The organism is Affinundibacterium macrobrachii (assembly GCF_014652415.1).
Classification (GTDB): domain Bacteria; phylum Pseudomonadota; class Gammaproteobacteria; order Burkholderiales; family Burkholderiaceae_D; genus Undibacterium; species Undibacterium macrobrachii.
This window is the reverse complement of sequence record NZ_BMYT01000001.1, coordinates 616,693-638,636: the sequence shown is the minus strand read 5'-3', so window position 1 is coordinate 638,636 and position 21,944 is coordinate 616,693. Positions and strand designations below refer to the sequence as shown.

Here is a 21,944-nt window from a genome sequence, read left to right as displayed (position 1 = left end):
CTTTTGCTAATTTGATTTCTGATGTGCTCACCGTTCGTAGGTCTGGTGCGGCCCTACGGCCACTCACTTTCTTGCTTCGCCAAAGAAAGTAAGCAAAGAAAGGCGACCACGCTGCCATAGGCCTTCGGCTTCCCAATTGCGCAAGAAAAAAAATGGGAAAGCTTCGAAACTCGCTTCGCTCAAACAACGAAGCTTTCTTTATCCATTTTCTGTCTTGCACAATTGGCAGTGTCAGAAGTGGATGAAGGTCAAAATCAAAAGCAACGGCAACACCAAAACGTCCATTACCGACGGACATTCATTTTTCGAACAGCAGTTCTAGATCGTTGTTTTTGAATTTGCTTTTGACTTACCTCCGTTTGAGACGATGTAATTTGTACTTGGCAGAAAATGGGATTAGGGTTGCGAATGTTTGAGCGTAGCGAGTTTTCGCAACACCCCATTTTTTGACATGCACAAATTATGCTGAAGCGAAGCGTAAGTACCCCGAAGGGGCGAGTCTACGGTCGCCTTTTTTGGCGAAACAAAAAAGGTAATTGGCTGTCGGGCCACACCCGACCTGTGAACGATGTACGCGCGTGGGAATAAATTTAATGGCCTAACGTCCATAGAATTTATGGTATTCCAATAAAAGAATCGTTCCTCGTAGGTCTAGTAGCACTACGCAAGCTTCGCCTAGAGCTCGATATGTATCATCCCAAAAACAAAAAAGCCGAACAACAAGTTCGGCTTTTTCATGTTAAGCAAACTAAGCAAGAATAATAAAATTATCCACCACGACGCATCATCTCAAAAAACTCTGCGTTGTTCTTAGTTGACTTCATTTTGTCCAAGATGAATTCCATCGCTTCGATCTCATCCATACCGTATAAGAGCTTGCGCAGAATCCAGATTTTTTGTAGTTGATCAGGTTTGATCAACAATTCTTCGCGACGTGTGCCGGATTTATTCAGATTGATCGCTGGGTAAGTACGTTTTTCTGCGAGGCGACGTTCCAAATGTACTTCCATATTGCCAGTACCTTTGAACTCTTCGTAAATCACATCATCCATACGGCTACCAGTTTCGATCAAGGCAGTCGCGATAATCGTTAAAGAGCCGCCTTCTTCTACATTACGTGCAGCGCCGAAGAAGCGTTTTGGACGTTGCAGCGCGTTTGCATCGACACCACCAGTTAAGACCTTGCCGGAGGCTGGGATCACTGTGTTGTATGCACGGGCTAAGCGGGTGATGGAATCCAACAAGATCACCACGTCTTTTTTCATTTCGACCAAACGTTTGGCTTTTTCCAAGACCATTTCTGCAACTTGTACGTGACGTGTCGCAGGTTCGTCGAATGTTGATGCGACTACTTCGCCGCGCACTGAGCGTTGCATCTCGGTGACTTCTTCTGGACGCTCATCAATCAACAAAACGATCATCGTGACGTCTGGGTGATTGGTGGTAATTGCGTGTGCCACGTGTTGCAACATCACAGATTTACCAGATTTTGGTGAAGCTACGAGCAAGCCGCGTTGACCTTTACCGATAGGCGCGATCAAATCAATAATCCGACCCGTGGTATTTTCTTCGCCGCGCATATCGCGCTCTAAATGCAAAAGCTTATTTGGGTGTAGCGGTGTTAAGTTTTCAAACAGAATGCGATGTTTGGACATCTCTGGCGGTTCGCCATTGACCTTGTCTACTTTGACTAAAGCAAAATAGCGTTCGCCGTCTTTTGGTGTACGTACTTCACCCTCAATCGAATCACCGGTATGCAAATTGAAACGGCGGATTTGTGACGGAGAAATATAGATGTCGTCGGTCGATGCCATGTAGCTAGCATCGGGAGAGCGTAAGAAGCCAAATCCGTCTGGCAAAACTTCGAGGGCTCCATCGCCAAAGATTTGCTCGCCGCCTTTAGCGCGCTTCTTCAAAATCGCGAACATCAATTCTTGCTTGCGCATACGCGCAGCATTGTCGATATCAAGTCCGATGGCCATTTCTAACAGTGCTGAGACGTGTAAGGCCTTTAATTCAGATAAATGCATGTTGTGAGTGTCCCGAGGTGGGAATGTGAGGTGGGGGAGTGAACAGAAGTGAAAAAACGAACAACTGGATGATTAAGAAAATTGTGGGGCGATATTAACAGCCAACCACGACAAAACAATAAGTTTTAGATATCAATAAATGGAAATCAAAACCAAACTGAAACTATTTAAAAATTTTGCGTATTGTAAAACTTAATTCAGACGATGTAAAAAATTTCTTGTAACACCGTCTGAAACATAAGTTACTTGCGACTTTATTTCGCACAAGCCGAATATAAGGCAAATAGTAACTTAAATATTGCTATCGATAAAGCTCGTCAATTGGCCTTTTGCCAGTGCGCCAACTTTTTGTGCAGCAGCCGCACCGTTTTTAAACAAAATCAAAGTTGGAATGCCACGAATACCGAACTGTGCTGGCACGGCTTGATTTGCGTCCACATCCATTTTAGCGATCGTGATTTTGCCGTCGTATTCTTTGGCAACTTCTTCCAAAATCGGCGCGATCATTTTGCATGGGCCACACCATTCAGCCCAAAAGTCTACCAAGACTGGTTTGTCAGATTTCAATACATCGGCTTCAAAAGATGCATCGCTTACATAAATGATATTTGCGCTCATAGATTTCTCGTTATTCTGGTTACTCTCTAAAAGAGAGATAGTTTAATAAATTAATGCAGGAATGTGGATTTTGGGATGACTTTGCAAATTTCAAGTGCCGTTTTGTGTTGAGAGCAGCAGTGAACTATTGCAAATACAGCGAGAAATAATACCCTATTTTTTAAAAAGTGGCTTATTTACTGATTTTTGGGAAATTTCGTCATCTTTTTCTCTTATATTGTTTGTCGCTAGTCTAATTTGTTAGCGTGCTCGCATAAAATGGTTGCTTACTTTGATTTAGCTTCGTTTCGATAGATAAACTTTATGGCGCGCACAGTTCATCCAATTCCAGCATCATCACAATTTTGGTCGCAGATAGCGAAGCAGTTTTGGGCTATCCAAAAAAAGCAGGCGATGCCAACGGATTTGTTTGCCGAAATCGAGCAGGAAACGCCTCGTGATTTTTCGCACTTGCTAGTGATCGTGCCAACTTTCGAACATGCACATTTATTGCTGCGTGCTCTAAGTGCTGAAATTGGCGGTCATTTTATTCCACCCAAAATTCAAACCATGTTTGCTTGGTTAGGTATGCAAGCACCATTAGATGCTGCGGTTTCTGCCAATAGCGAACGATTGATGAGTTTATATGCGCAACTACGTCAGCATGCTTGGTTGAAAGCCTTGTTCGGTGCAAAACGCAATACCGACTTACTGCCTTTGTCACAAACTTTGTTGAGCTTAGCTGATGAATTGACACAAGTTTGGTTACCGCATGTGGTTGGTGACGATGATTTTCAATTCGAGCCAAATAAGATTGAAGCCAGATGGCATCAAGCGCTTGCGCAGCTGCCATTACCCGCACAAAAAATGATCTCCGATGAGGCGCAATTGGTCTGGACTTTGTGGCAAAGTCAACTGGATCAACACGATAAGACGGTGCAAGATTTTCAGCAAATGATGCGCTTAGCACAGCAGGCAGATCGCGAATTATTTTGGATCGCCCCGACTTCGCCTGACCCGATAGAACAAGCATTCTTGCAGGCCTACGAACAGCATCAAACTGTTCATGTTTTTACGATTGATTGGCGTGTGCAAGCGCTGCCAGAAGCGATGCAGCAAACTTGGAGCTTGTTACATGATGACAAGCTCACGGCACAATCCAATGCGGTTGTCGATGCCCATACAAACGCTGCGACGCCATTTGATTGGCAGCGTTTGCGACTTTGCGAAGTTGGTAGTTTGGAAGAAGAAGCGGTACAAGCGGCGCAGTGCATAATTGAGTGGCTGCAAGCAGGCAAACAAAAAATCGCTGTGATTGCCCAAGATCGTGTGATTTCGCGACGTTTGAGAGCATTACTAGAACGGGCGCAAGTGTACGTTGCCGACGAAACAGGGTGGAAATTATCTACAACGCGCGCGGCTGCTTGCATCAATGCATGGTTTGAATTGGTTGCGACCAGAGCCGATACGATTGCGCTTTTGGATTTTTTAAAGTCACCATTTTTATCTTATCCAGCCACAGTATTGCCACAGACCGATGTTGATACAAATTCCCTAGATGCCAACTCGATTGATAAATCTGATGTTGTGATGGAAATCGAACTCAGCTTACGTCGCAACAACGTAGTTGGAGGTTGGGATGCGGTATTGTCAGTTTTGGAGCGGCAAGAGCATGCGCGAGTTTGGATTGCGCAGATAGCTCGTTTAGCGCATAGCTATGTGAGTAGTGCGAGCGCAGCGCGACGCAGTATTCAAGACTGGACGCAGCTTACTTTACAGATGTTGACTGAGCTCGACATGCTTAGCTCTTTGCAAGCCGACCTTGCCGGTGCACAGTTAGTGCAAATGTTGCAGGCGCTTGGAAGCGACTGCCATTCAATGGAAACACATTTTAATTTTTCAGAGTGGCGTGCCTTGATTAACTTGCAAATGGAGTCAACGCCCTTCAAACAAGCACAGACTGATCAGCGTGTCTTGATGTTGCCATTAAACGGTGCGCGTCTTCGTAGTTTTGATGCGGTCTACCTAATTGGTGGTGACGCCAAACATTTGCCGTCAAAGCCTCAAGAAACCTTGTTTTTTACCAATGCTGTGCGACGTGAATGTGGCCTGATCACACGCGAAGAGAGACAGCAACAACAGTTACGTGATTTTGCTGAATTGATTTTATCGAATCAAGAAATCGTGGTCTCGTGGCAATCGCAAGTGAATGGCGAACTGAATGCACTCAGTCCATGGCTAGAACAAGTCAAACTTTATTTGGCACGGCAAAGCTTGGCGCCACTTGGGGATGGAAAATGTTCGCTGAGCACTGCGCAGTTGAGTGCTGAACCGATATTGCAACCTAAACCATCTGCGGCAGAAATAATGCCAACTAGCTTATCCGCTAGTGGATTGAGTAGTTTAATGGCTTGCCCATATCAATTTTTTGCTGGACGTATGTTGAAGTTATCTGCCTTGGATGAACTCAGCGATATGCCGGAGAAGCGTGACTATGGCGATTGGTTACACGCCATTTTGAAAAATTATCACGATCAAATTGTGCGTGATGGCTTGTCTTTACAGGATGATCGCGTGTCTCTGTTACAGACAATTTCGGCTACCTGGTTTGCGCGTGTTTTAAAACATAGTCCTGCGGCGCTAGGCTATAGCATGCGTTGGCAGAAGGTGATTCCTGCATATGTTGAATGGGCAAATCAGCGCGAAGCAGATGGATGGCAATTTGCCTTTGGTGAGGTTTGGGGTGAGGCGCGGTTAGCTTGGGAAGATGGCGCAATTATGCTGCGTGGTCGAATTGATAGAATCGATCAGCGACACCTAGAGAATGGTGAAATTGAACAAGCGGTGTTGGATTACAAAACAAAAAACAAAACCTCATTAAGAGCGCGACTGAAAAATTTTGAAGACCATCAGTTAGCATTTTACGGCTTGTTACAAGCGAAGATTGAGCATAAAGATTTGCAGGTATCGCCGTCAGCGGATTTTGATTTGAATACACCGAGTGATTCAGCGATACATTATTTGGAACCAGTCGATACTGCAAACTATGTCGCTTTAGAAATAGAACGAGAAAAAACAGGCGATGTAGAAGCAGAAAATTATTCAACTTGGAAGCGTGAATTAGAAGTGGCGATACGCAAGAATATGCAAGCGATACAGCAGGGCGCGGGTATGCCAGCGCAGGGAGTGGAGAGTGTTTGTCAGTATTGTGACGTGCGCGGTTTATGTCGTAAAGGAGCATGGTAATGGTGCAGCAAGTTGAGCAAAATACGCACTCGATACCTTTAGCGCAAGCTTACGAACTGAATGGTGCCGCGGTTGACGCGATGCGCTTTACTATTGCTGCTTGTAATCCGAAAAATTCGGTGGTGGTAGAAGCTTGCGCCGGTAGCGGTAAGACATGGTTATTGGTGGCGCGCATGTTGCGTTTGCTATTGGATGGCGCAGATCCAGCTGAATTATTAGCGATCACTTTCACGCGTAAAGCAGCACAAGAAATGCGACATCGATTGATGGAGCTATTGACAGAATTAGCCTTGGTAGATGACGCGACTGCTGCGAATTTGTTGCGCGAACGGGGTATGCCTGAGCCGCAAATTGCTAGCAGTTTGCCACGTGCGCGACAGCTATATGAAAGCCTTCTGAATAATCCGCAAGGATTATCGATGGATACTTTTCATAGTTGGTTTGGGCGTTTGTTGCAGTTGGCACCATTGGCTTCTGGCGTGCCGCATGGCTTTACTTTGCTTGAATCAACCAGCAATTTGCAGCGCGAGGCTTGGGGTCAATTGATGCAGAAAGTTGGGCTGCAAACGGATTCTTTAACGTCTAAATCTTTAGCATCCGAGTCTTCTTTCGATAAAGATGGTGATGAAGTTAATAGCACGCCTTCTGTAAAACAAGCACTGCTTTATTTATATGATGAGTTGGGTGATTTCAATACGCAAATCATGCTGGATGCTTTTTTGGAGAAGCGGGCAGAGTGGTGGGCGATTTCGCAAGATTATTCCAGTATACAAGGTGGCCCGTTAAGTCAATTACGCAGCCTAATGGGGGATGACGCGATTCGAGATGCGCGGCTGAGCCTTTGGCAAGACAGCCGTTTGATAGAACGAATCCAAAATATCGCGATTTGTTTGGGCAAAGGGAGTCCTGAGAATCAAAAGCGTGGCGTGGCTATTGAAACTGCCTTGACCAATGCAAGGCAGGCGCAGCAAGCAGGAACAGTGGTCGAGATAGAGCATTTTGCAGCTTTAGCTAATGAGTTTTATGGCAGTGATGGAAAGAATCGTAAAAATCGCGAGACAAAAGCTTTAGTTCAGGCGATTGCTGCTTGGTTGGGAGAGAATAATTTATCTGCCTTTCATGATGAATGTAATGCGATTGCCGAAACTCTTAAGGCATTTGAAAGACGCAGCAAGGAAGGATCTGTGCTGCGTTTGAATCAAGCTTTGTTTATCGTTGGCCAAGCCTATGTCGATTGTTATCAGGCGCTAAAATCTGAACAACGTTCACTCGATTTTGCCGATCTCGAATGGCAGGCTTACCGTCTGTTATCGAATGAAGAATTTGCTGCGTATTTGCATGGACGTTTAGACGCACGCTATAAGCATATCTTGCTTGACGAATTTCAAGACACCAATCCGCTGCAATGGAATATTGTTCGTGCTTGGCTGGATGCCTACGGTGCAGATGCAAGTCGTCCTAGTGTATTTATTGTCGGCGATCCCAAGCAATCCATCTATCGTTTTCGACGTGCTGATCCACGGGTATTTACTGCCGCGCGCGATATGCTGGCGGCACAAGGCGCGGTGGTTTTACGCACCAATCAAACGCGTCGTAACGCGCCAGCGATTATCGATGCCTTAAATAAAGCGATGTTTGGCAATACGATATATACCCAGCAAACTACTGTGACACAAATCGATGGCCAGGTATTGCGCTTACCGTTGATAACAGCGAGTGAAGTAGAAGGTACAGGTAATACAAAGTCGGATGCTTCACCGTTTCCTATACGTGATCCACTCACTACGCCTGCACAAGAATTAGATGATCAACGTCGCTATCAAGAAGGCCAACAATTAGCGCAAGTGCTATTGGAATTAAAAGAACAATTAGCGCCATCGTTCAATTGGTCGGATGTGATGCTATTGGTACGACGCCGTACCAATCTGAATTCTTATGAAACTTCTTTGCGTGAAGCAGGGATTCCATTTGTTTCTAATCGACGAGGAGGTTTGCTGCAAACGCTAGAAATTGCTGACTTGATTGCACTGTTAAACTTTTTGATGACGCCTGGAGATAATCGTTCACTGGCACATGTTTTGAAGTCACCAATGTTTGCAGCAAGTGATGAAGATCTCATCATGTTAGCGCAGCGCGAGGAGAAAGCTTGGTGGAAGCGTTTGCAAGCACTTGATAAATCCAGTTTGCCACATCTAGAAAGGGCGACCGATTTACTAAGCAATTGGATGCAAGCTGCGCACGATTTGCCGGTGCATGATTTACTTGATCAAATTTTGCACCAAGGCGAATTATTAAACCGTTATGCAAAAGCTTCCTCAAGCACAAATCGACAACAGGTCATTGGCAATATCACAGCGTTCACCGAATTGGCCTTGGACATGGATGGTGGACGTTATCCAAGTTTGCCGAAATTTATTGCTGCGTTAAATGAGTTTGATCAAGGCACTGAGACCGAGTCACCGGACGAATCGAGTATCGCAAGTGGATTGGATGCGGTGAGTATCTTGACCATACATAGCGCTAAGGGTTTAGAGGCTAAATTGGTTGTGATGCTCGATTGCAATCATAGCGAATCGGCAAAAGATCATATCGGTGTGCTGTGTTCGTGGCCTCTGCAAGAAGATGAGCAGAAACACTTTTCTGTTTTTGCAAAAAAAGACGAACGTGGCGCCGCACGCGATGCTTTGTTTACTGCCGAGGAAGAACAGGCTAAACAAGAAAATTGGAATTTATTATATGTGGCGGCAACCCGAGCCAAGCAAATTTTGATTATTAGCGGTATCGCGAGTGACAAGAATGCCGATGAAACTGGCATGCAGCAAGGTAGCTGGTATCAACGTTTTTCTGCAGTAGAGGAATATGAAGTGCTGGCAACAACGCCAAAACAGGGGGCGCAATCTGGATTGGAGCAACAGCAATTCGTGTTCCAGTTATTTAACCCACCTAATTTAGCGTTGCCCAAACCAACGCCAACACCTGAATCATCGCTTGAGCAGATCGAAGGGATTGCTTTACATACCTTAATGGAGCGTTTGACGAATCGTGTCGAAGTATGGCCGATTCGTATTCCTTCCGCAGAGATTATTGCGAGCTGGTTGCCCTGCGCTTTAAGTGTCGCAAAGTTGGTACGTGAACAAGCTTTATCTATTCTGCATTCAAAGGAGTTAGCGCGTTTCTTTGAACCACGACAGTATCTGTTTGCACGAAATGAAATGGATGTGGTGTATCAAGAACAACTGATGCGATTAGATCGTGTGGTTGTATTTGAAAATGAATTGTGGGTATTGGATTACAAACGCCAATTATTGGATTCGGAGCGCATTGTTTATCAACAACAATTGGAGAGTTATGCAGAGGCGCTAGCTAGAATATATCCTACGAAAAAACTAAGGATGGCTTTAATCTTGGCAAATGGGCAGTTTATCCCGCTGAATTAATCCAGTCTCAGCCAATATCAACATATATCAGCCTATAATTGAAGAACAATTCCCTTTATAATTAACGAGTTCCCGTATCATATTCATGCATAAACTTACACGTTTGATGGTGTTTGTCGATCGATACAAGTGGATGCAGGTTCAATGATAGTTAACTTAGATTGCCAACGAAGATAGCCAAGATGATTTCCGAATTTGAATTACTCGCAGAAAAGCTCAATCGCCTCGCTGAAATGACACAAACTTTACGTTTGGAAAATGCGGCTTTGCGTCGTACCGCGGTTGATTTGGCTTCGGAGAATAAAGATTTACGTGAACGCGTATCCGAAGCGCATACCAGAGTCGAAGCCATTTTGGCCCAACTACCTAACGAAGAAGAGAAGGATGCAGTATGAGTGAGCCAAAATCGATTCAGATTGATGTCAATATCATGGGCTTATCTTATAAATTAGCCTGCAAGGAAGGTGAAGACCGCGCATTGCGCGAGGCAGCTTCTTATCTGAATGAAAAAATGTGCGCAATTCGTGATGCGTCTAAAGTAAAAGGTACTGACCGTATTGCTGTAATGGCAGCATTAAGTATGGCAGCAGATTTGTTGTCGACCAAAGCGCATGATGGTCCATTATCCGGAATGAGTATCGGTGAAGTAAAACAAAAAATACAAAGTATGAACGACACGATTGATCAAGTTTTAACACCGCAAGAAAATCTATTTTAAATTTCCTCCTTATTGTTTAATACAATCAAAACACCCAAAAAAATTTGCAGAAAATTGATGTGATTTTTTTGAGGAAGGAGTAAACTACAAACTCCTACCGTGTTCGCCAGTGCCATATATTCCTTGAACCATTTATGTGCATAGGCTGTGGAAATTGTTCAATGGCGTGAGCGTCGCTTATGTCCGATGAACCCGATTTGAACTGACCATGGCCGACTTGAACCGCCGGGTTCAGGATGCCGGCATAGCGGCACAGGTGGGAACTAATTTTTTTAAAAAGCACTAATCGTTTTTGGCGATTAGTGCTTTTTTATTTGCCTGTCGTATTTAAATAAATAAGCCAAGAAAAATTTGAATTAAATTTAGCTGCTAGCGATACCGCAATCAACGCAATTAACCCAAGTAACGCAAGGTTTTTTTGACATTTCGAATTTTGATCCTACCTTGTAAAGTGATTTTTTCTTGAGTTAATTTAAGTCAAGAAAAGGAAAGCTCTTCCTTTTTTTTAGTTGAATGTTCATTCATCAAAAATTAGCCGTATAAAAAATAAATGTAAGCTGTTAGAATATTCATGTTGGTGCTCGCGACATGGTTCACATTTCGCAGTTCAACGGGAAGCAGGAGGTGTTTTGTATTTGCAAAATGCTCACCTGCGCTGCCCCCGCAACGGTCAAGCGGACGAGTCCTAATCGACTCCGCTTCTGTCACACAAGCCACTGGACGCCTTGAACAAGCATCTGGGAAGGCGACAGAGGTAGTCTCCGCCAGCCCGGATACCGGCCAACAAGGTTGCGATGTCGATAGCTTTGCTAGACATCGCGTGTTTTGCTTGCTTTCTGTCGGGGATGACAGAGAGAGCTGATCGAAATCTTCAATTTCACAATCTGATCTAAAAGTATTGCTAAAAGCTTTGGCAGGTATAAGCCTATCAATTTGCTTAGCGCAATTTGTCTATGTCGTGAACGCAAGCGGTTTGCGGCTGCGACGATGTCTGATTGTTTAAAAGTCGAAGATTTTTCACTAATGATGTTCCATGAAAAATTTTGCTTTGTTGTTGACTTCACGTGCAGGAATCTGTGTTGCCTGTGCCGCTTCGACTGTAGGATTTGTAATAAATTCTGCAAACGCACAAACAGCTACGACGCCTGCTTTGCAGGATGTGGTAATTACGGCAAATCGTATCCCGACTAAATTAACGGATGTGATAGCTGATGTAACGGTGCTTGATCGATCCGAGCTTGATCTAGCAGGTCAAAGTTCTTTACTCGACGTATTGGCGAATTTGCCGGGTATACAGATTTCTCGCAATGGTAGTTATCGCTCATCGAGTGGCGTATTCTTGCGCGGTGCGACGTCTTCGCAGACAGTGATTTTATTGGATGGCGTACGTATCGGCTCGGCGACATCGGGAACACCAGCCTTAGAAAATATTCCGCTGGATAGAATTGAACGTATTGAAGTATTGCGTGGTGCGGCATCAGCTTTGTACGGTGCTGATGCGGTCGGTGGCGTGATACAAATCATTACACGTGAACCTGAGCGCAAACCAGTGTACACCGCAAATGTTGGTATTGGTGGCGATGGACAGCGGCAAGCGAGTGTTGCGCTACGCGGTAGTGCGAGCGACTTGGGGTATAGCCTTGGTTGGTCTCGTGAGCGCGCGGACGGCATTTCAGTTTTGGTCAATCCTTTATCCTCGGCGTTTAATCCGGATCGCGATGGATTTCAAGCGAGTAGTGTGGATGCGAAATTACGTTATCAACTGTCACCGCAACATCAAGTTAGTGTGGGCATATTGCACAGCGATACCGACTATCAATTTGATGGCGCCGCATCGCCAAATCCTTTGAAACTGACTAAAGCAAATACAGACGCGCGCGCGTATTCCACCTTAAATAATTTATCGGCTCAGTGGCAAGCGCAATGGTTGCCGAACTGGAAGTCAACGCTATTACTTGGTACTGCCGAAGATCAATCAGTGACGAAGTATTTCCGTAGTACGGATGGCGCATTTGGTGGTAGCGGTAAATTCAATACAGATCGTCGTCACGCTAGTTGGCAGAATGATTTTTCGCTTGGACAGGATGTGTTGTCATTTGCGCTTGAAGAGCGCCGCGAGGAAGTCGATAGTAGTATGAATTATGCTGTCAAAGCGAGAGACTTACGTGGTGTGATGCTGTCATACGCCTTGCGCGCCGAAGATTGGAGTGCCTTGGCGGTATTGCGTAGTGACCACAACTCACAATTTGGTTCCTTCACCAATTGGTCTTTATCAGGCGGATATCAATTGAACCCAGCTTGGCGTGCGGTATTGAGTGCTGGCACGAGTTTTCAGGCTCCTAGTTTTAATCAATTGTATTACCCCGGCTTTGGTAACCCAACTTTGACACCTCAACAAAATCGGTCGAATGAACTTGGTTTGAAATATCGCGAAGGACATTTGAATTTTGAAGCGACCGTGTATCAAAACGATATCCGCGGGTTTATCACTCCATCCACGAATTTGCAAAGTGCATTGGCGGAATTGCGTGGAGTCAGCTTGCATGGCGGTTGGCAGTTCGGCGCTAGTCAAATCAGCGCTTCCTATGATTATGCCGATCCGCGTACGCAACCAAATAATCTACGTCTATTACGGATCGCACGTCATGTAGCAAATTTCCGTTTGCAGCATCAACTATCCGAGCTGTCTTTGTTCACCGAATTGAAGTTTTCTAGTGATCGTGAGGACAATAATTTGAGCTTTACTGGCCGCGACAAATTGGCCGCATATAGTTTGCTGAATGTTGGTTTGAATTGGCAAATCAATTCACAGTGGGCGTTGTTGTTGCGAATTAATAATTTGAACAATAGCCGTTACGTGTTAGCGAATAATTATTCCACGTTAGGACGTAATGCGTTTGCTTCTTTGTCTTGGAAATACTAGGTGAGCGTGGACCCGAGTGCGGGCATGAGCGCCGGCGTAAGTACCAATCTGTCGATTGCCCGCTCTGAGTTGATCTTGGGCGGGCAGAAGAGTGGTAAATCAGCGCGTGCCGAAATGTTGGCATGGAGTTGGTTGCAAGCAAACGCAGATCATCATGCGACTTTTATCGCAACTGCTCAAGCTTGGGACGATGAGATGCGAGCGCGGATAGTGCGACATCAGGCAGATCGCGCTGCGCGCTTACCGACTATGCTTACGATAGAAGAGCCAATCGCTGTCGCCGCTGCGATTCGTACGCATAGTCAAGCAGATTGCTTGATTGTGCTTGATTGCCTGACATTGTGGTTGACCAATTGTTTGATGCCGATAGATCAAGTTGCTATCGATATGAATGTGATGAAGGAAGTGATTGCGGATTTGCTTGATGCAGTGCAAACGGCGCGCGGCCCTGTGGTTATTGTCAGTAATGAAATCGGCTTGGGCGTTATTCCAATGGGGCGCGAAGTGCGCTCCTACGTCGATCAACTTGGCAAATTGAATCAAGCTTTGGCAGCAACTGTTGATCGAGTCAGTTTAATGGCAGCCGGCATACCGCTGTGTTTAAAAAATAAAGAGGGGCGATAAATGAGGATGAATTTGTTTTCGAAGCGACTTTTTGAGCGCAGCTTTTCGCTTTTAATTTTATTACTCTTGATTCTCTGCATCATGAATGTAGTTCAGGCGATCGAGATCACCGACGATAGACAAGTGACTGTGTATTTCAAACAGGCGCCACAACGCATTGTTAGTGTGTTGCCCTCATTAACTGAGTCCGTTTGCGCCCTAGGTCATTGTGCGCGTTTGGTTGGTGTTGATCGATATTCGAATTTTCCAAGTAGTGTTCGTAGCTTACCGCAGGTCGGTGGCAGTCTTGATCCTGGCATTGAAGCGATTGCGGCGTTAAAGCCCGATGTCGTGTTGATGTCAACTTCAACACGCGCTGCCGAGCGTTTGCAGGCGCTCGGGATCAAAGTGCTAGCGATGAATCCAGATAGTCAAGCGGATGTACATCGTATTTTGCTAAAGCTAGGACAATTATTGGAAGTGCCAAATGTTGAAAAAATCTGGCGTGAGATGGACGCTGGCATCACAGCCGCAGCAAAGACTTTGCCGAGTTCGGTCAAAAATTGGCGAGTTTATTTTGAGGTAAGCACGGCGCCGCATGCGGCTGGGGCGAGTAGTTTTATTGGAGAGACGTTAACGCGGCTCGGTGTTGGAAATATTGTTCCGGCAAATCAAGGTCCATTTCCTAAATTGAATCCCGAATACATAGTGCGAGCAAATCCCGATTTGATCATGGTGAGTGAGCGAGGTTACGCCTCTTTGCCTACACGTCCTGGATGGTCGAGTATTCAAGCGCTACGCGAGAATCGTGTCTGTGTTTATTCGGCAGCGGAATCTGATGTGCTAGTGCGTCCAGGCCCCCGCATGGCGGAGGCGGCGGCGATTATGGCAAAGTGTTTGAGGAGCAAAGTCTCGACGAATGAAGCTGGCAAAGAACCGAGCAAAGAATCAAGCAATGTATCAAGCCGAGATTCGGGTAAGACAATATGACACCGATTAGTGGCAGCGCGATGGCGACCGGATTTGATATTCAAGCCAAACTCGATAGTCCTTCGGTAGTTGTGCCGCGTCAGCGTGGCAAATTTGGCTTGTTGTTGATCAGTTTGATCGTTCTTAGTATTGCGCTCATCGTGCTTGGTCTCGGTGTAGGTAGCAACGGCTGGGAAAGTCTTTTAAGCATGTGGCAGCAATCTCTAGCGATGCAAATTGTTTGGGATATCCGTTTGCCACGTACCTTGGGTGCTTGGGCGGCAGGCGCATTGCTTGGTTTATCTGGAGCAGTAGCGCAAGGTTTATTTCGTAATCCCTTGGCTGATCCTTATTTGCTCGGCAGCGCATCAGGTGCATCACTTGGTGTCGCGACTGCCTTGGTGGCTTTTGGCGGATCTCCGTTTGCGACCGCATGGGTGGTGAGGATGGGACTAACTGGTGCTGCTTTTTGTGGTGCGGTGTTAGCGGTGTTCTTGACCTTGTTACTCGCGCGCGGCGTTCAACATACTTTGCGTTTGTTATTGGCTGGCGTGATCGTCGGTGTCGTGTTAGCGGCGATCGGTTCGCTAGTCACGATGCTGCGACCAGACATAGTGCAAGCGATGCAGGCGTTTATGCTGGGTAGCACTGGCTATGTCGGATGGTCAAGCTGCGCCGTGATGCTGATTGTGGGTGGCATATGTTTGTTAGTCAGTGTCGCGCTTAGTCAGGTTTTGGATGGCTTGTCACTGGGAGAATCAACTGCACGTAGTCTTGGTTTGCCCTTATCGCAAATGCGGATGGCATTGGTTTTAATTATTGCTTTGAGTGCAGGGACTGCGGTTGCACAGACTGGCTTGATTGTTTTTGTTGGTTTGGCGGCACCGCACTTGGTGCGATCTGTAATGAAAACGACGCATGCAGGCTTGATTGTTTTGTCGAGCTTAGCGGGCGGAGTATTGCTGAGTGCTGCCGACATTCTCAGTCGTTGGATGATTGCACCACAAGAGTTGCCAGTAGGGGTTGTGACTGCGATTTTGGGTGGTGCGTACTTATTGCGGCTGATGCATAAACAGCGTCGATTGGAGGGGCAATGAGCATGATTCTAGACCGACCTAGCGTCAGTGGAATCGCGATTCAAACCCAACACCTTAGTGCTGTGCTAGATGACGCACTCATATTGCGTGATCTTAGCGTACAAATTCCGCGAGCATCGTGGACTAGTATCGTCGGCCCAAATGGAGCCGGAAAATCCACATTGCTCAAAGCCTTGGCAGGCTTAATGGCAAGTGGTGGAACTATTCAGTTGCTTGGGCAAGCGGTAGACCAAATTTCTAGAAGAGAAAAAGCGCGATGTTTATCCTGGCTCGGCCAGAGTCAAAGTGCGGCAGAAGATATGCGCGTATGGGATGTGGTTATGCTTGGACGCTTACCACATCAAGCTTGGCTCGCTGCACCAAGCGCAGAAGACTATGCTGCAGTGGAACAAGCATTACGTGATACGCAAGCTTGGCAATGGCGTGAACGTAGTCTTGCGCAATTGTCTGGTGGTGAGCGACAACGTGTTTTACTAGCCCGCGCTTTGGCGGTACAAGCAGAGGTTTTGCTGATGGACGAACCTTTAGCAAATCTCGATCCGCCGCATCAAGCGGATTGGATGGCTTTGGTCCGGCAATTAGTCGCGCAAGGAAAGACCGTGATTAGCGTCTTGCATGAAATTTCATTTGCGCTGCAAGCTGATTATTTAATGATTATGCAGCATGGTCGTTTAGTGCATCAGGGCCGCTGCGAAGATATCGCAAGCCATCAAGCTTTGTGTGAAGTATTTGAACATCGAATTGCGATACACCCGGTGGCGGGGCAGTGGGTCGCGCTACCTAATTGAACAAATAAGTGAACAGAGTATGTATCTAGTTTGTGAACTGTCTTATATCGCAAGCGGATAGTAGATGAATGAATTCATGGAGAAAAATAAATGCAAATTGAAACACCACCAGCAGAAAAACCATACGAAAAACCTCAGGGCGAACGCCGAGGTCTCGTCATCATTAATACCGGCGATGGTAAAGGGAAAAGCACAGCGGCATTCGGTCTCGCCTTGCGTGCGCATGGGCGCGGTAAGGCAGTCAAAATTTTCCAGTTTATGAAGGTGCCAACGGCCCGTTTTGGTGAACATCGTATGTTCGAACAATTGGGTCTATCGGTAGAAGGCTTGGGTGATGGCTTTAGTTGGAAAAGTCAGGATTTAGAGCATTCTGCGCAACTAGCGCGTGATGGTTGGGAAAAAGCCAAACTGGCGATTATGAGTGGTGATTATTTTATGGTGACCTTGGACGAGATCACTTATCCATTGATCTATGGTTGGTTGCCGCTTGAAGATGTTTTAGCGACATTGCGATCTCGCCCAGTTGATGTGCATGTGGTGTTGACTGGTCGTCGTTGCCCACCCGAATTGATCGAATTGGCAGATACAGTAACCGAAATGACTTTGATAAAACATGCGTTTCGCGCTGGGATTCCGGCGCAGCGTGGTATCGAAGATTGAGTTCGCATAAGCTTGTATGCGCATTGATAGCAAGATCTGAAATATGTTGCTTCATCTGAATTCAAATCCTGAGTTGGCACAAGTGATCGCGTTGTCCTTGCTAGTGGGATGGTTGATCGATCGCTACTTGGGGGAACCCAAATCCGCTTGGCATCCCGTGGTTTGGATTGGGCAATATTTGCATTTCTTCGGCAAGCTGATTGCGCCAGTTGCAGTGAAGGGGATACCCGAAACTTTTAGAGCATTGCAGAAGTTACGAGCCTATTGTTTGGGCGCATTCTTTTGGTTGCTCGCTGCGACGGTTTTGGTTCTTATTGCAAACGAAGTCGAGCAAGTAGTGAGTCGATTCGCTTGGTATTGGCAAGCTTTGTGTCTCGGTATTTTGTTGAAGCCACTATTTAGTTGGCGCATGTTAAGAGACGAAGTTGTTGCGGTGGAGTCGGCGCTAACAAGCTCTTTAGACGCAGGACGGTTGCAGTTGGCGCGTCTGGTTAGTCGCGATGTTCAGTATTTATCAGAAATTGAAGTGCGCGAGAGTGCGATTGAAACCCTAACTGAGAACTTAAATGACTCAGTGATTTCTGCTTTGCTGTGGTTTGTTCTGGCTGGTTTGCCTGGCATTTTATTGTATCGATTTGCGAATACTGCTGATGCAATGTGGGGATATCGCGGCGAGCACGGTGGCCGTATATGGACTTGGGCTGGCAAGTGGGCGGCGCGTGCTGACGATGTCTTGTCTTGGCCCGGTGCGAGGCTAACTGCATTGCTGATGTTTGTGGGATCTGCACGGCTACCATCAGCGGCACTTTGGCGAGAAGCCAGTGCTACTACCTCGCCGAATGGCGGTTGGCCTATGGGCGCTATCGCGTTGATTCTAAATATACGGCTCACAAAACCTAGTGTGTATGTCTTGCATGCGTGTGGCGCCAATGTGAATGCACAGCATATTGGGAAAGCAATAGTGGTTTGTGAGCGCGCGATTTTGGTGTGGTTTGCGCTGGTTGGGCTGATGTTATTGGCTTTGTATTTTTTAATGTCGCGATGAGTGAATTGAATTGAGAAAAAGTGAAATCATGTTGTTGATGAAATCTGCTCCACAAACGCAAATGCAAACGAAAACTAAAAGTGAAGCATCACGACTTCGTGTGCACGGTGGTACGGATACTTTGGGTAAGCCGGCTTACGATTTCTCGACTAATAGTAATGCGCTCGGGCCATGCCCAGAAGTGTTGACGCAGATTCGTTTGAGCGATTGCGCCAGTTATCCTGATCCTGAGTACCATCATTTGCGTAACGCATTGGCAACTTGGCATCAGGTTTCGCCCCAGCGTATTTTGTTTGCGGCTAGTGCTAGCGAATTTATTTTTCGTATCTCGATGTTGGTAGGGCAAAGTACATTTAGTAGTGCTTCTAGTAGTGCTAGGTCTACGCAACTAGCGTCTTTGCAAAAAACGGTATGGGTGCCACCACATAGCTATGGCGATTATGTGTTAGCTGGACGTGCGGCAGGTTTGGCAATTGTTGACGATTTTCACAACGCGGATTTAATTTGGACTTGTGAACCTGGTAGTCCACTTGGACAAAATCAAGTCGGTTTAGCGCAGATGATTGAAATTCTCGCTGATTGCTCTAGTGAAGTGCAGATCGTGCTCGATTGCGCATATCAAGCATTGCGTTTATCCGGGAGTCCTAGTTTGAATTCACAACAACGTGACACTTGCTGGCAATTGTTCACACCAAATAAGGCTTTGGGCCTGACAGGAATTCGCGGGGCTTATGTGATTGCACCGATACAAGCACAGCATTGGCAACAGCAGTTAGAGCAAATGGCAGCATCATGGCCATTGGGAACGCATGCCGTAACGATGTTGCATGCATGGACTTTACCATCGGTGCAAGACTGGTTGCGCGAAAGCTTAACGACCTTGCGCGATTGGAAGCAGCGACAAATCGCCTTATGTGTTGATTTGGGCTGGAAAGTGGAGCCAAGCGATACCAATTTTTTCTGCGTTACACCAAGCAAAACGATACAAGAGTATCGAACCGATTTCTTACATGTGATGCGAGCGCAGGGAGTGAAATTGCGCCATGCTGGCTCGTTTGGTCTTGATCCCTGTTTTCGTATGCGTGTGTTATCGCCACCGATGCAAGATGCGTTTTATCGCGCGGTGAAACAGTATTCACCTGATTTTTGATGCATTGATCTGACTCTCTAATTCTCTTAAAACAATTTTCCTAAAACACTTAAAACATTTAAATAAAGGCTAGATATGAACTTAGTCAATGCAACAGCCTTCGAGATGGATGATTTACACGATCCAAAATTGCGCGCACGCTTACAACATAAGATCGATAACAAAACGAAACCGCTCGGCTCACTTGGTCGAATCGAGCAACTCGCGTTGCAACTTGGTTTAATTTTGCGAACCGATTCGCCGCGTCTAGAACAAGCACAGATGTTGGTTTGTGCTGGTGATCATGGAATCGTCAAACACGGCGTATCTGCTTTTCCAAGTGATGTGACATGGCAGATGGTAGAAAATTTTTTGGCTGGCGGAGCCGCGGTCAGCGTGTTGGCACGCCAACATGGCATTGCATTGAATGTGATTGATTGCGGTGTGAATCACGATTTTGCACCACGCTCTGGATTGATCATTCGTAAGATCGCTTACGGCACCGCAGATAGTTTGCAACAAGCTGCGATGAGCCAAGAACAATGTCAGCAAGCGATTCAACACGGTCGTGAAATTGTAAAAAATTTGCCCGGCAATGCTGTGCTCTTGGGGGAAATGGGGATAGGCAATACGTCAGCGGCGGCTTTGTTGTTGGCACGTTTAGGCGATTTGGATATTGCGGATTGTACAGGCGCTGGTACTGGCTTGGATCACTTTGCCATAGCCAGAAAAGTCGAGACTTTACGCTTGGTATTGAAACGACATGCGGGTGCAAGCACACCGCTAGAGGCGCTTGCTTGTTTTGGGGGCTTTGAGATTGCTACTTTGGTCGGGATCGTGTTACAAGCTGCGACTGAAAATCGCGTTATCGTAGTGGATGGATTTATTGCGAGTTCCGCTGCGCTGGTGGCGACACGCTTGGCGCCACGAGTACAACAACGTTGTGTGTATGCGCATCGTTCTGCCGAAAGTGGTCATCGCTTAATGCTAGAAACGTTACAAGCTACGGCTTTGCTTGATTTGGGGCTACGTTTGGGTGAAGGATCGGGGGCAGCATTGGCTTGGCCGCTATTACAGTCGGCGAGTGATATCTTGTGTGATATGGCAAGTTTCGAGAGTGCTGGCGTAGCACGCAATGATGGTGATCTAGCCTGATCTAATTGGATTGATTCTTTATGGTTCGCCATTATCTGCTTGCACTCCAATTTTTTACACGTATTCCTATTACTGGAAAACTGGCCTCGTGGGTTGGTTACAGCCCAGCGATGCTGCGCGCAAGTGCTGGTCATTTCCCAGGTGTAGGATTTTTGGTTGGTGCTTTAAGCGCGCTTAGTTTTTTGGGCGTATACACATTGTTACCGCAACAGACGGCTACCGTTTTTGTAGCTGCTGCCTTGAGTACGGTGTTTAGCGTGATGTTGACAGGGGCGTTTCATGAAGATGGCTTAGCCGATCTAGCAGATGGCTTGGGTGGCCATGTTAGTCGCGAGAAGTCTTTAGAAATTATGAAAGATTCGCGCATTGGTACTTATGGTGCGGTGGCTTTGCTATTGGCTTTAAGTAGCAAATTGGCCTTGCTCAGTTTATTGGGACAATTAAATCTGTCCATCTGCGTGATTGCTTTGTTTTTGGCGCATGTGGTTTCGCGTACCATGCCTCTATTAATCATTAAATATTTACCGCATGTGGGGGATACACCGCAATCGAAATCGAAGCCTTTGGCTGATGCGATTGAAAATTCCACCTTGCTCGTTGCAGCACTTTGGTGTGGAGTCGCGTTCGCATTGGTGTTGTTCTGGCGACCTGCGTTTATATGGGGCGCTGGTCTGATCGCCGCATTATTTGCTACTTGGTGGATGTACCGATTCTTACTTCGTCGAATCCAAGGTTTTACTGGAGATGCCTTGGGGGCAACTCAACAGTTGAGTGAGTTGAGTTTTTATTTGGGTGTATTGTTGGCGTGGCCGAGGTAGTGATAGATACAATGATGCATACGATTACAAATAAGCTCGCAAATAAGCTTTGGTTGGTAAGGCATGCACAGCCGCTAATAGAAAAAGGCATTTGTTATGGACAGCTTGATGTTGCGGTCGATATAAAAGCCAATTTTGACGCTGCAAGAGATCTTGCAATCGAACTTAATAAAGGTGAAGAGCGCGCGCTACTAGTTTATTTTTCAGGCCTACAGAGAACAGAACAATTTGTAAATGCATTGCAAGCGCATGTTCCGAATCTACAATGCGCTATTGATGGACGCTTGAAAGAAATGGATTTTGGTCATTGGGAAGGGCAAGCGTGGTCAGATATTCCAAAAGATGAAATTGATCGATGGACCCGTGATTTTGGAGAGTATCGATTTGGTGGGGTTGAAAGCTGTAACGAGGTATTACAAAGGGTGGCCGCTGCTTACCAAGATTGTTTGCGGATGCTGCAATCGTCAACGTCACTGCAGCAGTTAGAGCAAGTACAGCAGCCAACAGATATCGTATGGATCACGCATGCAGGCGTGATCCGTGCATTGACCTATTATTTACAACATCGAAAGTGCGAGATAGAGCAGGCGGCACAGTGGCCGCTAGAAGCGCCTGATTTTGGCGCTTGGATTTGTCTTGATCTACCTCTAAACTAAGGCTGTACGCCAAACACGAAGCGAGAAGATTCGTTACAATCTTGATCTTATGGCGCATCAGTAGGCATGCCAT

The 21,944-nt window shown here is 46.2% G+C and carries 17 protein-coding genes, 1 other RNA gene and 1 riboswitch; of the genes, 16 read left to right on the top strand and 2 right to left on the bottom strand.

Annotated elements, in window-relative coordinates; genetic code table 11:
* Positions 1–767: 767 nt before the first annotated feature.
* On the bottom strand, positions 768–2,030 hold the full coding sequence (gene rho, locus IE103_RS02990) for a transcription termination factor Rho (RefSeq protein ID WP_189344500.1): 1,263 nt from the start codon (positions 2,028–2,030) through the stop codon (positions 768–770).
* A 291-nt stretch (positions 2,031–2,321) separates the two neighbouring features.
* A complete protein-coding gene (gene trxA, locus IE103_RS02985; RefSeq protein ID WP_186889912.1) occupies positions 2,322–2,648 on the bottom strand; it encodes a thioredoxin TrxA in 327 nt (108 codons plus the stop codon).
* Positions 2,649–2,951: 303 nt separating this feature from the next.
* On the opposite strand from trxA, the gene IE103_RS02980 reads away from it, so the two are divergent.
* The 16 genes from IE103_RS02980 to IE103_RS02905 all read left to right on the top strand — a co-directional run bounded on the left by IE103_RS02980 (position 2,952) and on the right by IE103_RS02905 (position 21,871).
* Positions 2,952–5,873, top strand: coding sequence for a PD-(D/E)XK nuclease family protein (locus IE103_RS02980; RefSeq protein ID WP_229827030.1), 2,922 nt, complete (start codon positions 2,952–2,954; stop codon positions 5,871–5,873).
* Positions 5,873–9,310 carry a UvrD-helicase domain-containing protein gene (locus tag IE103_RS02975; protein ID WP_189344499.1) on the top strand — a complete coding sequence of 1,146 codons (3,438 nt, stop codon included), beginning with the start codon at positions 5,873–5,875 and terminating at the stop codon, positions 9,308–9,310. Before IE103_RS02980 ends, IE103_RS02975 begins: the two co-directional genes overlap by 1 nt.
* A 182-nt stretch (positions 9,311–9,492) precedes the next feature.
* Positions 9,493–9,705 carry a DUF904 domain-containing protein gene (locus IE103_RS02970; RefSeq protein ID WP_189344498.1) on the top strand — a complete coding sequence of 71 codons (213 nt, stop codon included), beginning with the start codon at positions 9,493–9,495 and terminating at the stop codon, positions 9,703–9,705.
* Positions 9,702–10,028 carry a cell division protein ZapA gene (locus IE103_RS02965; protein ID WP_189344497.1) on the top strand — a complete coding sequence of 109 codons (327 nt, stop codon included), beginning with the start codon at positions 9,702–9,704 and terminating at the stop codon, positions 10,026–10,028. The genes IE103_RS02970 and IE103_RS02965 overlap by 4 nt, the downstream gene beginning before the upstream one ends.
* An 88-nt stretch (positions 10,029–10,116) precedes the next feature.
* Positions 10,117–10,295: non-coding RNA, 6S RNA (ssrS, locus tag IE103_RS02960), on the top strand.
* 291 nt (positions 10,296–10,586) lie between these two features.
* Positions 10,587–10,827: riboswitch (cobalamin riboswitch) on the top strand.
* Between the two features lie 234 nt (positions 10,828–11,061).
* A complete protein-coding gene (locus IE103_RS02955; RefSeq protein ID WP_189344496.1) occupies positions 11,062–12,951 on the top strand; it encodes a TonB-dependent receptor domain-containing protein in 1,890 nt (629 codons plus the stop codon).
* A gap of 24 nt (positions 12,952–12,975) precedes the next feature.
* Positions 12,976–13,575 carry a bifunctional adenosylcobinamide kinase/adenosylcobinamide-phosphate guanylyltransferase gene (locus IE103_RS02950; protein ID WP_189344495.1) on the top strand — a complete coding sequence of 200 codons (600 nt, stop codon included), beginning with the start codon at positions 12,976–12,978 and terminating at the stop codon, positions 13,573–13,575.
* Positions 13,576–13,656: 81 nt separating this feature from the next.
* Positions 13,657–14,544, top strand: coding sequence for an ABC transporter substrate-binding protein (locus IE103_RS02945; protein WP_189344494.1), 888 nt, complete (start codon positions 13,657–13,659; stop codon positions 14,542–14,544).
* The gene (locus tag IE103_RS02940; RefSeq protein ID WP_229827029.1) at positions 14,541–15,620 is read left to right on the top strand and encodes a FecCD family ABC transporter permease; all 1,080 of its coding nucleotides are present in this window, start codon (positions 14,541–14,543) and stop codon (positions 15,618–15,620) included. The genes IE103_RS02945 and IE103_RS02940 overlap by 4 nt, the downstream gene beginning before the upstream one ends.
* Positions 15,617–16,408 (top strand): ABC transporter ATP-binding protein, encoded by a 792-nt coding sequence (locus tag IE103_RS02935; protein WP_229827028.1) that lies wholly within the window; start codon positions 15,617–15,619, stop codon positions 16,406–16,408. The genes IE103_RS02940 and IE103_RS02935 overlap by 4 nt, the downstream gene beginning before the upstream one ends.
* 90 nt (positions 16,409–16,498) lie before the next feature.
* Positions 16,499–17,068, top strand: a complete 570-nt coding sequence (cobO, locus tag IE103_RS02930) for a cob(I)yrinic acid a,c-diamide adenosyltransferase (protein WP_189344493.1) — start codon at positions 16,499–16,501, stop codon at positions 17,066–17,068.
* Between the two features lie 43 nt (positions 17,069–17,111).
* On the top strand, positions 17,112–18,113 hold the full coding sequence (gene cbiB / locus IE103_RS02925) for an adenosylcobinamide-phosphate synthase CbiB (protein ID WP_189344492.1): 1,002 nt from the start codon (positions 17,112–17,114) through the stop codon (positions 18,111–18,113).
* Between the two features lie 61 nt (positions 18,114–18,174).
* Positions 18,175–19,263: an aminotransferase class I/II-fold pyridoxal phosphate-dependent enzyme gene (locus IE103_RS02920; protein ID WP_189344491.1), complete on the top strand. Its 1,089-nt coding sequence runs from the start codon at positions 18,175–18,177 to the stop codon at positions 19,261–19,263.
* Positions 19,264–19,338: 75 nt separating this feature from the next.
* Positions 19,339–20,397 carry a nicotinate-nucleotide--dimethylbenzimidazole phosphoribosyltransferase gene (cobT, locus tag IE103_RS02915; RefSeq protein ID WP_189344490.1) on the top strand — a complete coding sequence of 353 codons (1,059 nt, stop codon included), beginning with the start codon at positions 19,339–19,341 and terminating at the stop codon, positions 20,395–20,397.
* A 20-nt stretch (positions 20,398–20,417) separates the two neighbouring features.
* Positions 20,418–21,215 carry an adenosylcobinamide-GDP ribazoletransferase gene (locus tag IE103_RS02910; RefSeq protein WP_189344489.1) on the top strand — a complete coding sequence of 266 codons (798 nt, stop codon included), beginning with the start codon at positions 20,418–20,420 and terminating at the stop codon, positions 21,213–21,215.
* Between the two features lie 11 nt (positions 21,216–21,226).
* Positions 21,227–21,871 (top strand): histidine phosphatase family protein, encoded by a 645-nt coding sequence (locus IE103_RS02905; RefSeq protein ID WP_229827027.1) that lies wholly within the window; start codon positions 21,227–21,229, stop codon positions 21,869–21,871.
* Positions 21,872–21,944: the final 73 nt, after the last annotated feature.